Here is a 12127-nt window from a genome sequence, read left to right as displayed (position 1 = left end):
GTTCGCTCGTGCCGATCGGCACCCGGCGTGGCCACTCGCAGCCACTGCAGCTGCCGGAGCTGGTACAGCGTGTGTTGTTCGTCGCGACCGAGATGGCCGACTTCATCAAGGCCGGGGGCCTGGGCGACGTGGCCGCAGCCCTGCCGCGTGCGGTACGCGGCGCCTGTGATTCGCGCGTGCTGCTGCCCGGCTACCCGGAGGTACTGCAGCGCCTGCCACAGCTGCAGCGGGTGGGACAGGTCAGCGCGAGGGCGGGCCTGCCTGCGTGCGGGATCGGCATGGCAGTGCAGGCAGACGGCCTTCCGATCTACGTGCTGCTCTCGCCAGAGCTGTACGAGCGCGAAGGTTCGCCATACGTCGATGGGCAGGGCCAGGAGTGGAAGGACAACGCGGTTCGCTTCGCCACGCTCTCACACGCGGCGGCGGAGATTGCGGCCGGGCGTGCCGGGCTGGACTGGTCGCCGCAGCTGCTGCACCTGAATGATTGGCCTGTGGCCATGGCGGCAGCCTACGTGCGTTGGGACCGGACCACCGTGCCGACCCTGCTGACCATCCACAACCTGGCTTACCAGGGGCTGTTTCCGTATGCGCTTGCACCTGTGCTGGGCGTACCGGTCGAACACCTGGATGAACTGCACTTCCACGGGCAGATGTCGTTCCTGCAGGGTGGCATCACCAATGCCACGCGCCTGAACACGGTCAGCCTGCGCTACGCGCAACAGATCACCGCCCCGGACGATGGTTGCGGACTGCATGATCTGTTGGCCCGGCGCGCCGCCGGCGGCCACCTGAGCGGTATCGTCAACGGCATTGACGCCAGCTGGGACCCCCGTCGTGACATCCATCTCAAGGCCCACTTCGGCATTGGTGAGTGGACCGGGCGCGCCACCAATGCGCACGCGGTGCGCAGTGCATTCGGCCTGGCGCCCTCGGCCGGCCCGCTGTTCGCGGTGGTCTCCCGCCTGGTGCACCAGAAAGGTCTGGACATCACATGCGACGTGGCGCCGCAGATCGTGGCGGCCGGCGGCCAGCTGGTCATCATCGGTGGCGGCGAGCCGCAGGTGGAAGCGCAGGTGCAGGCGCTGGCCCGGCGCTACCCCGGACGGGTGGGCGCATTCATCGGCTTCGAAGAGGCGCTGGCCCGCCAGATGTTTGCTGGCGCCGATTTCCTGCTGATGCCTTCGCGTTTCGAACCCTGTGGGTTGAGCCAGATGTACGCGCAGCGCTTCGGCTGCCTGCCCATCGCGCACGCGACCGGCGGGCTGGTGGATACCGTCGAGGATGGCGTGACCGGATTCCTGTTCCACGGCGCCAATGCCGATGGCCTGCGCCGCTGCGTGGAACGGGCGATGCGCACCTTCCGCCTGCCCGGCCTGCTGCAGGCCATGCGCCGCGCGGCCATGCTGCGGCCGGGCGGTTGGGATGCGGCGGGGCGCGCATATCTGGCCCTGTACCAGCAGACCTGCCAGGTGGCCGCATGAGTCACGACAGCCTGCAGCCGGTCGCCCTCGAGGACGAGCCCATGGCGACTGCCGGACGGGAGGAGGGCGTGGTGGCTCCGGCCCTGGACGACCTGGTTCATGCACGGCCGGCCGATGCGTTTGCCTGGCTCGGGCCGCACCAACAGCCCGATGGCCAGCGCCAGCTGCGCGTTCTGGTGCCCCACGCGCGTCGCGTGGAGGTGATTGCGGGCCCGGAGCGGCGCTGGGATCTGCAACCGGGCCCCTTGCCCGGCCTGTTCGAAGGTGCAGCAGGTGAAGCGCCCGTGCCGTTGCTCGCCCTGCATTTCGAGCAGGGTGTGGAGCAGGTGCACGATGCCTATTCCTTCGGTCCGCTGCTGGATGAGGCGCTGCTGCAGCATTTCCATGCCGGTGACGCTGATGCAGCGCGCCAGTTGGGCGCAGTAGCGATGCAGGTACAGGGTATCGACGGCGTGCGCTTCGCGGTGTGGGCCCCCAACGCACGAAGGGTTGCCGTGGTCGGCGATTTCAACGGGTGGGATGGCCGGCGCCATCCGATGCGGCTGCGCCACACCGCTGGCGTGTGGGAGCTGTTCCTGCCTGGCGTGCAGGCCGGTGCCCGCTACAAATTCCGCATCGTCGGCGCCGACGGCCGGGTGATGCCCGACAAGTTCGATCCGATGGCGCGCTGGGCCGAGCTGCCACCGGCCACCGCCTCGCGGGTGCCTTCGGCCGCGCCGATGCAGTGGCACGATGATGCATGGTTGGCGGCGCGGCGGCAGGCCGGAACCTGCACGCCGCTGTCCATCTACGAAGTGCATGCGGGCTCCTGGCAGCGCAGCGACGATGGTTCGCCGCTGGACTGGGACGCCCTGGCCGACCGGTTGATTCCGTACGTGGCAGGGCTTGGCTTCACCCACATCGAGCTGCTGCCGGTCAGCGAGCATCCCTTTGGCGGTTCCTGGGGCTATCAGCCACTGGGGATCTACGCGCCAACGGCGCGCCATGGCACGCCACAGGCCTTCGCACGCTTCGTGGACCGCTGCCATCAGGCCGGCGTAGGGGTGATCGTGGACTGGGTGAGCGCGCACTTCCCGAACGATGCGCATGGCCTGGCCGGGTTCGATGGCACCGCGCTGTACGAGCATGCCGACCCGCGCGAAGGGGTGCACGCCGACTGGGACACGCTGATCTACAACTATGGCCGCAACGAAGTGGCCGCCTACCTGATCGGCAGTGCATTGGAGTGGGTGGAGCGGTTCCACATCGATGGTCTGCGCGTGGATGCCGTGGCGTCGATGCTGTACCGGGATTACAGCCGTGCCGAGGGCCAGTGGATACCCAACGAGCAGGGTGGGCGCGAGAACCTGCAGGCGGTCGCTTTTCTACGGCGGATGAACCAGACGCTGAGGGAGCGCTTCCCGGATGTGCTGGTGATCGCCGAGGAATCCACCGCATGGCCAGGGGTGACCGCGCCGGTGGAGCAGGGCGGGCTTGGTTTCACCCACAAATGGAACATGGGCTGGATGCATGACACCCTGCAGTACCTCGGGCGCGATCCGGTTCATCGCCAGCATCACCATAGTGAGATCAGCTTCGGCCTGGTCTACGCCTTCTCCGAACGGTTCGTGCTTCCGCTTTCGCATGACGAGGTGGTGCACGGCAAGGGAGCGCTGCTGGCCAAGATGGCGGGCGAGCCGGCGCAGCGGCTGGCCCAGCTCCGCGCGTACTACGGTTTCATGTGGGCGCACCCGGGCAGCAAACTGCTGTTCATGGGCGGCGAGTTTGGCCAGGGACAGGAGTGGTCGCACGATGCGGCACTGGACTGGGCACGGGCGGCCAGCAACGAGGGCCAGGGCCTGTCGCGCGTGGTGGGCGACCTCAATGCCGTGCTGCGCTCCGAACCCGCGTTGCACCGCGACGAACGCGACGAACGCGGTTTCGACTGGAGCGTGGCCGACGACAGCCGCAACAGCGTCTACGCCTTCATCCGCCGGGATCCGGCCGGTAGCGGCCGCACCCTTCTGGTAGTGAGCAACTTCACTCCGGTACGTCGCGACGGCTACCGGGTCGGTGTGCCGCAACCGGGGTGTTGGACCGAACGGCTCAACACCGACAGCGGTTACTACGGTGGCGGCAACGCGGGAAACCTCGGCGCAGTGCATACCGAGCCGAGGCCGATGCATGGTCACGCGCAGTCGCTGCGGCTCACACTGCCGCCGCTGTCCACGCTGTACCTGCAGGTTGATGCATGACCGCAGTGGCGCCGCGCCTGGGCGCATGGCCGGTGGCCGGTGAAGGTGTCGAGTTCCGCGTGTGGGCACCGGACGCAGGCACCGTGGCGCTGTGCCTGCAGGGCGTGCTGCGGCCGATGCACCGCGACCCGGACGGCTGCCACTGGCTGCGGACACAGGCGTCGCATGGTGACCGCTACCGGTTCCGCCTGCCGTCCGGCCAGGACGTGCCCGACCCGGCCTCGCGCTGGCAGCCGGACGGCATCGACGGCGACAGCGCGGTGGTGCTGGATACGGAGGCAGCGTGGCCTGCCTGGCACGGGCATGCCTGGCAGGACCTGGTGATCTATGAAGTGCACATCGAGGCCGGCGGCGGGTTCGCGGCGTTGACCGCGCAGCTGCCGATGCTGGCGGCCCTGGGCATCACCGCCATTGAACTGATGCCGGTCGCGCAGTTTCCCGGTGGCCGCAACTGGGGCTACGACGGCGTGTTCCCGTATGCGCCGGCCCATGCCTACGGCGGGCCGGCAGCGCTGAGGACCTTCATCGAGGCGGCGCACGATGCAGGGCTGTCGGTGCTGCTGGATGTGGTCTACAACCACTTCGGACCGCAGGGCAACCACCTGCGCGACTACGCGCGCGGGTTCTTCCGTGACGATCGCAGCACGCCGTGGGGCGAGGCCATCGACTTCCGCCAGCCCTGGGTGCGGCGCTTCTTCATCGACAATGCGCTGATGTGGCTGCGCGACTATGGCGTCGACGGACTGCGCCTGGATGCTGTGCACGCCATTGACGATGACCGGTTCCTGCAGCAGCTGGCCGATGAGGTACGCGCTGCGGTGCCGCAGGCGCACCTGGTGCTGGAGAACGAACGCAACCAGGCGCGTTGGCTGCGCGGCGCCTATCAGGGGCAGTGGAACGACGACTTCCACAACACGCTGCATGTGATGCTGACCGGCGAGCAGGAAGGCTATTACGCGGCCTATGCCGGGCGCGCCGAAGCACTCCTGGCGCGCTGCCTGGCCGAGGGATTCGCCTGGCAGGGCGAACCGGACCTGCGCGGCGATCCCCGCGGCGAACCCAGCGCCGACCTGTCGCCCGCGCGTTTTGTGGTATTCGCGCAGAACCATGACCAGGTGGGCAACCGCGCTTTCGGCGAGCGCCTGTCGATGCTGATCGATCCTGCCCGGCTGCGCGCGGCGCTGGCCCTGACCCTGCTGACGCCGATGATCCCGCTGCTGTTCATGGGCGAACCGTGGCAGGTGCAATCGCCATTCCTGTTCTTCACCGACTACGCGCCACCGCTGGACGAGGCGGTGCGTGAAGGGCGTCGCCGTGAGTTCTCCGGTTTCAGTGCCTTTGCCGACGCCGCCGCGCGCGCGCGTATTCCGGACCCGAACGATGCGGCGACCCTGCAGGCGTCGTACACGCCGCCGCCCGGCGATGATCCCTGGTCGCAGCACTGGCTGCGCTGCACGGGTGAGTTCCTCGGCCTGCGCAGGCGCTATCTGCAGCCGGGCCTGCTGCAGGCGCGGTCGCTGGGCGCGCGCGTGCTGGGCCAGGGCGCGGTGCAGGCGGGCTGGCAGTTGCCCTCGGGCCAATGGTGGATCGCGATCAACGTGGGCCCTGTGCCGGTGGCGCATGCGGTGCCGGCCGGCGAGTGCGTCGTTGGGCCGGACGCGGCCGCGATGCTGCCGGCAGGCGGCGGTGCGCTTGCGCGCTGGATCGCCGCATGAATACGGATGCGGCGGTGCGGGAGGCGGCTCGCCGTGTGGGCCTGCTGGTCCGCTGGACCGACGTGGCCGGAGCAGAGCGCGAGGTTCCGCCCGACGTGCTGCGCGCCGTGCTGGCGGAGTTCGCGTGCGACGGTGCGCCGGTGGCCCACCCGTTGCTCACCGCCTGCTGTGGTCAGCTCCTGGCCATGCCTGAGGCAACGGGCGCGGCGTGCTGGGTGGATGAGCAGGGCGCAGCGTTGCCTGCACGTGCGGATGCGCAAGGGCGCTGGCGGGTTCCTGATCAGCCAGGCTATTGGCAGTGGCGCCAGGGCGGGCAGCAACAGGCGGTTGCGGTGGCACCGCAGCGTGCCTGGTGGCCGCAGGGCCTGCTGCGCGGTTGGGGTCTGTCGGCGCAGGTCTACAGCCTGCGCGCGCCCGGTGATGCCGGCATCGGTGACAGCGCCGGCTGTGCGCGGTGGCGCGAGCTGCTGCACCGTCACCGCGGCGATGCACTGGCGTTGAGTCCGCTGCACGCCGGCCTGCCACCGGGCACGGGCTACAGTCCTTACTCGCCCAGCGACCGGCGCTGGCTCGATCCGCTGCAGGTGTCGCTGCCGCAGGTTTTGCCGGAGGCCGCCAGCAGCGTGTTGCGCGAGGACGAAGCACTGGCGATGGCCGTTGAAGCGGCTACCGCAGCACGCCGCATCGACTGGCCGCACTCGGCGGCAGTGAAGTGGCGCTGGCTGCGCCAAGGGCGCCAATGGCTGCGGCAGCAGGCGCCGGCACAGTACGAACAGATGCAGACGTGGTGCGATGCGCAGGGCGAACCCCTGCTGCAGTATTGCGAGCACGCCGCCGACCGATTCACTGGAAGCGCCGACGACCATGCGTTTGCGCAGTGGTTGGCGCGGCAAGGCTGGGCGCAGGTGCAGGCGGGACTGCGCAACGACGGCGCATCGATCGGACTGATCGCGGATCTGGCAGTGGGTTGCGCACCGCAGGGCGTCGAGGCCCGGACCGGCGGCGACCGCCTGCTGCAGGGCCTCGAGCTGGGCGCGCCGCCGGATGCGTTCAATCCGCTGGGCCAGGCCTGGGGTATCACCAGCTGGTCACCCTCTGCGTTGCAGCGTGAGGGGTTTGAACCGTTCATCCGCGTGTTGCGCGCCGTGATGGCGGGTCGCGGTGGATTGCGCATCGACCACATCCTGGGCCTGCAGCGGCTGTGGGTGCTGCCGCGTGGCGCAGGCGCCGGGCAGGGGGTGTACCTGCGCTATCCGTTCGATGATCTGATCAACCTGCTGGTGCTGGAATCGTGGCGCCATCGCTGCGTGCTGATCGGTGAGGACCTTGGGGTAGTTCCTCCGGGTATCCGCCAGCGACTGGCAGCCCGTGGCGTGCTGGGGCTTGAGGTGCTGCCGTTCGCCCGCAACGGTGAGCGCTTCCTGCCGGCGCCACGGTGGCGCCGCGATGCGGTGGCCATGCCCTCCACCCATGATCTGCCGCCGCTGGCCGGCTGGCTGCGCGGGCGCGACCTGCGCTGGCGTGCACGGCTGGGTGAGCTGACCGAGCTTCCCGCGGCGCTGCACGCGCGTGCCAGCGAGGTACAGGCGCTGTCCGCAGTCGCCCGGCGCGAGGGCGCGACGCTGGAAGCGCGTGCGCTGTCACTGGCGGCGCACGCACCTTCACGGCTGGCGCTGCTCCCGCTGGAAGATGCGCTGGGCAGCCGCGCGCAGGTGAACCTGCCGGGTACCGTCAACGGTCACCCGAACTGGCGCCGACGCTTGCCGCTTGCGTGGGATCCGGACGCGGCCGACGCGCGCATTGCCCGGTTCAGCGCCACGCGGCGCAAGGCGGGACGATGACCCGGTTGCGTGCCACCGCACGCCTGCAGCTGCATGCAGGCTTCAACTTCGAGGCCGCTGCGGCGCAGCTGCCGTACTACGCCGCGCTGGGCGTCAGCCACCTTTACCTGTCGCCGATCAGCGCTGCGATGCCAGGGTCCATGCATGGCTACGATGGCATCGACCCGGCCCGCATCAATCCGGAACTGGGCGGCGAAGATGCCTTCCAGCGATTGGCGACAGCGGCGCGCGCGCATGGCATGGGCCTGATCCTGGACATCGTACCCAACCATCTTGCGGCATCCCCGCAGACGCCCTGGTGGAACGATGTGCTGCTGCACGGGTGCAGAAGTCCCCATGCCGGATGGTTCGACATTGACTGGGAGGCGCCGGGCTGCGAGGGCCGGCTCTGGCTGCCTGTGCTGGACCGGCCACTGCACGACGCCGTGCGCGATGGCGTGTTGCGCGTAGCAGTGGACGATGAGCGGCCGACGCTGCGTCATCACGGGCTGGCATTGCCGTTGTCTCCGCGCAGCCATCCGCTGGCACCCGCGCAGTGGCCGGCATGGGCGGAACGCTGCAACCGCAGCGTCGAACGGTTGCACACGCTGCTGCAGCGGCAGCACTACCGGCTGGCTTGGTGGCGCACGGCGGCCGATCAGGTGAACTACCGGCGCTTCTTCGACATCAACGAACTGGCCGCACTGCGGGTGGAGCGCGACGATGTGTTCGCGGCGGTGCATGCGCTGCCGTTGCGGCTGGTGCGTGCGGGGTGGGTTGACGGCCTGCGCATTGACCATGTGGATGGCCTGTCGTCACCCGGGCCGTACCTGCAACACCTGCGTGCGTCGCTCGACGCGGCCTGCGCGGCAGGCGGTCGCGACCCACAGGCAGTGAGCGTGCATGTGGAGAAGATACTGGCGGAGGACGAACAGCTGCCCGATGGCTGGGCCTGCGACGGCACGACGGGCTATGACTTCATGGACCAGGTTGGCGCCTGGCTGCATGATCCGGCTGCTGCACCCGCGCTCTCCCGCACCTGGCAAGCGGCGAGTGGCGACGCGCGCAGCTTTGACGACTTGCAGCAGGATGCCCGCAGCATGCTGCTGCGCACGTCGCTTCACACCGACTTCCAGCGACTGCTGCGCAGCGCGCAGCGGGTCCTGCAGCCCCGGCTGGCCGAAGCCGATATCGGAGCCGCTGCGCTTGCCCGTGCATTGGCCGCGCTGCTGCGGCACTACCGTACCTACCGCCCCTATTCGCTGCAGGATGCAGGTGAACGGAAGGCCTTGGTGGACGCTGCCGCGGCAGCACGCGAGGCACTGGACGGTACGGCACACGCGGCACTGGATCTGCTGCTGCGGGCACTTCCCGGCGAGGCGGAGGCCGAGCGCGCGCTGCGGGTGAGATTCGGGCAATTGGCCGCGCCGTTGAATGCCAAGTCGGTGGAGGACACAGGCTTCTATCGTTACTTCAGGCTGCTGTCGCGCAACGAAGTCGGAAGTGATCCGCAGCGGCTGGGCATGGAGGGACGCGAGCTGCTGGAACACGCAGTGAGACGCCTGCAGCGCCATCCGCGGGCATTGCTTGCGCTGGCGACCCACGATCACAAGCGCGGGGCCGACAGCCGGGCGCGGCTGGCGGTTCTCAGCACCTGCACGGTCGCGTGGCGGGAGGCTGTGCGGCGCTGGAGCCGGATGTCGACCCGCGCGGGCGCGCCGATGCCGTTGCCGGGTGCCGAGGCCTATGCGCTGTGGCAGGCGCTCGTGGCCGCGTGGCCGATGCACGGTAACCCGGGCGCCGACTTCGCATCGAGGATGGTGCAATGGCTGACCAAGGCGTTGCGCGAGGGCAAACGGGTCAGCAGCTGGTCCGATCCCAACGTGGCGGTGGAGGAGGCCGCCGCGCAGTGGCTGCACGCGCTGCTGCATGGAGCGCCATTGCAGCCGGTGCGGGAGGCGCTGGCGACGTTCGTGGCGCGCATTGCGCCGGCCGGCGCCTGCAACGGCCTGGCACAGCTGTGCCTGCAGCACTGCTTGCCCGGCGTGCCCGACCTCTACCAGGGCGGAGAAGGCTGGGACCTGAGCCTGGTGGACCCGGACAACCGGCGTGCCGTGGACTATCCAGTGCGGCAGGCGTGGCTGCGCGATACGCGCGGTTGGCCCGCCCTGCTGGAGGACTGGCGGGACGGTGGCATCAAGGCATTTCTGCTCAGGCGCTTGCTGGAGTGCCGCCGCAGGCACCCGCAGCTGTTCCTGCACGGCCAACTGCAGCCGCTGTCCGTACCGGCGCGTTCGCCCTGGCTGGCATTCGCGCGCAGGCATCAGGCGCAGGTGCTGCTGGTGATCGTGCGGCGTGGTTCGCCCACCGCCGTGCCCGGGCCCGGCCTGCACGCAGCACACGACGTCGGCACTGGCGTGATGCTGCACGGGCTGCCGACAGGCCGCATGCGCAACCTGCTGGACGGGCGCATCGAACATTTCAAGGCAACCGAGGACGCGGCACGGCTTCTGGCTGGCAGCCCGTTGGCGGTATGGATCAACGAGGAGACGGACAGGAATGGACAGCAGGGAACGACGGCAGCGGATTGAGGCATTGGCCCATCAGATATGGGAAGCGGAAGGGCGCCCGGACGACCAGCAGCAGCGGCATTGGCACATGGCCGAGCGCCTGGTGGAAGCCGAGATTGCCGCTGCGCGCGACGAGGAGGGAACCGATGGCCAGCCGTAAGTGGACGCAGACCTCGCGGGTGCGCGAAGGCCGGCCGTTCCCGCTGGGAGCGACCTGGGACGGCTTGGGTGTGAACTTCGCGCTGTACTCTCGGCACGCCACCCGGGTGGAACTCTGCCTGTTCGACGCGCGCAACCGTGAAGTCGAGCGTATCGCGCTGCCCGAGTACACCAACGAGATCTGGCACGGCTACCTGCCGGACGTGCGGCCCGGGCAACGTTACGGCTACCGGGTGCACGGCCCGTATGCCCCGGAAGAGGGCCATCGCTTCAATCCCAACAAGCTGCTGCTGGACCCCTACGCCAAGCAGATCGTCGGCGAACTGAAGTGGGCCCCACACCTGTTCGGCTACACCCTGGGTCACCGCGATGGCGATCTCAGTTTCGACCGCCGCGACAGCGCCAGTTACATGCCACGCTGTGCCGTGATCGATCCGGCCTTCAGCTGGGGCGTCGAGCGTGCACCTGCCACGCCCTGGGACCGGACCGTGATCTACGAAGCCCACGTGCGCGGACTGACCATGCAGCATCCCGACGTCCCGCAGGCCGAGCGCGGTACCTTCTCCGCGTTGCGGCACGATGCGGTGGTCGACCACCTCAGCCATCTGGGGGTGACCGCCATCGAGCTGCTGCCGGTGCATGCCTACGTGGATGACCAGCAGCTGCTCGAGCGCGGGCTGCGCAACTACTGGGGATACAACACCATCGGCTTCTTCGCGCCGCAGGCACGCTATCTGTCGCTGGGCACCGTGGCCGAGTTCAAGCAGATGGTCGCGCGCCTGCACAACGCGGGCATCGAGGTCATCCTGGACGTGGTCTACAACCACACGGCCGAAGGCAACGAGCTGGGCCCTACGCTGTCGTTCAAGGGCATCGACAACGCCAGCTACTACCGTTTGGCCGATGATCGCCGCTATTACATCAACGATACGGGTACCGGCAATACGTTCGACCTGACCAATGCCGGTGCGCTGCGCATGGTCATGGACTCCCTGCGCTACTGGGTGACCGAGATGCGGGTGGATGGGTTCCGCTTCGACCTGGCAACCATCCTCGGCCGCGAACGGCATGGCTTTGACGCCTCGGGCAGCTTCCTCGATGCGGTACGCCAAGACCCGATCCTGAGCCAGGTGAAGCTGATTGCCGAGCCATGGGACATCGGCCCGGGCGGCTACCAGCTGGGCCAGTTTCCGCCGGGCTGGGCCGAGTGGAACGACCGCTTCCGCGACACGGTGCGCGCGCTGTGGCGTGGCGATGGCGGGCAGCTGGCGGAGTTTGCCACGCGCTTCACTGGCTCGGCCGACCTGTTCGAACACCACGGCAGGCGACCGTCGGCCAGCATCAATCTGGTGACGGCGCATGATGGATTCACCCTGCACGATCTGGTCAGCTACAACGATCGCCACAACGAGGCCAACGGCGAGGACAACCGTGACGGCCACTCGCACAACCTCTCCAGCAACCACGGCGTGGAGGGAGACACCGATGATGCGGCGATCCTTTCGTTGCGTGCGCGGCAGATGCGCAATCTGCTGGCCACGCTGCTGCTGGCGCAGGGGACGCCGATGCTGCTGGCAGGCGATGAGTTCGGCCATTCGCAGCAGGGCAACAACAACGCCTACTGCCAGGACAATCCGCTGAGCTGGATCGACTGGGAGCGCGCAGCATTGCCGGCTGCACAGGCGCAGGTGGCGTTCGTGCGGCGGGCGCTGTCACTGCGCCGGCGCTACGGCCTGCTGCGCCGGAACCGGTTCCTGCGCGGCGAGTACGATGAGGCGCTGGGCCTGCGCGATATCGACTGGCGGCATCCCGATGGTCGCGGCATGGAGGAAGCGGACTGGCATGACGCAGGGCTGCGTGCGCTGCTGATCGTGCTGGACGGTCGCAGCCCGGACAGTGGCCTGCGCGAGCCCGGGCGGCATGTCAGCCTGGCCCTGCTGTTGAACGCCGGGGAGCAGCCGCAGCGGTTCTGTGTGTCAGACGACGCCCTGTCGTTCCGGCGCGTACTCCTGCAGACCGACGAAACGCCGTTGGAGCCGGATGAGGAAGGCGCCTGGACGCTGCCGCCGCGCAGCCTGTGCCTGCTCGCGGCAAGCAGCAGCGCGTGATTGCACTGCTGCGCCACTACGGACCGCCGGGCATTGCCCG

At 68.9% G+C, this 12127-nt stretch carries 7 protein-coding genes; all 7 read left to right on the top strand.

Annotation, left to right across the window (positions count from 1 at the left end):
* The first annotated feature begins 92 nt into the window (after positions 1-92).
* From glgA to glgX, 7 genes are read left to right on the top strand one after another with little or no spacing between them, the layout of a single operon-like run.
* The gene (gene glgA / locus CKW06_RS13650; protein ID WP_229297726.1) at positions 93-1481 is read left to right on the top strand and encodes a glycogen synthase GlgA; all 1389 of its coding nucleotides are present in this window, start codon (positions 93-95) and stop codon (positions 1479-1481) included.
* Entirely contained in the window at positions 1478-3715 is a 2238-nt protein-coding gene (locus CKW06_RS13645; RefSeq protein WP_038646052.1) for a 1,4-alpha-glucan branching enzyme, read from the top strand. The genes glgA and CKW06_RS13645 overlap by 4 nt, the downstream gene beginning before the upstream one ends.
* Entirely contained in the window at positions 3712-5430 is a 1719-nt protein-coding gene (gene treZ, locus CKW06_RS13640; RefSeq protein ID WP_038646050.1) for a malto-oligosyltrehalose trehalohydrolase, read from the top strand. The genes CKW06_RS13645 and treZ overlap by 4 nt, the downstream gene beginning before the upstream one ends.
* On the top strand, positions 5427-7271 hold the full coding sequence (locus tag CKW06_RS13635; protein WP_038646047.1) for a 4-alpha-glucanotransferase: 1845 nt from the start codon (positions 5427-5429) through the stop codon (positions 7269-7271). The genes treZ and CKW06_RS13635 overlap by 4 nt, the downstream gene beginning before the upstream one ends.
* On the top strand, positions 7268-9841 hold the full coding sequence (gene treY, locus CKW06_RS13630; protein ID WP_038646044.1) for a malto-oligosyltrehalose synthase: 2574 nt from the start codon (positions 7268-7270) through the stop codon (positions 9839-9841). Before CKW06_RS13635 ends, treY begins: the two co-directional genes overlap by 4 nt.
* Entirely contained in the window at positions 9810-9980 is a 171-nt protein-coding gene (locus CKW06_RS13625; RefSeq protein ID WP_005413658.1) for a DUF2934 domain-containing protein, read from the top strand. Before treY ends, CKW06_RS13625 begins: the two co-directional genes overlap by 32 nt.
* Positions 9967-12087, top strand: coding sequence for a glycogen debranching protein GlgX (gene glgX / locus CKW06_RS13620; RefSeq protein ID WP_038646041.1), 2121 nt, complete (start codon positions 9967-9969; stop codon positions 12085-12087). Before CKW06_RS13625 ends, glgX begins: the two co-directional genes overlap by 14 nt.
* Positions 12088-12127: the final 40 nt, after the last annotated feature.

It is taken from the genome of Stenotrophomonas maltophilia, assembly GCF_900186865.1.
Classification (GTDB): domain Bacteria; phylum Pseudomonadota; class Gammaproteobacteria; order Xanthomonadales; family Xanthomonadaceae; genus Stenotrophomonas; species Stenotrophomonas maltophilia.
Note: the sequence above shows the minus strand (reverse complement) of the source record. Positions and strands in the feature narration are given on the sequence as shown.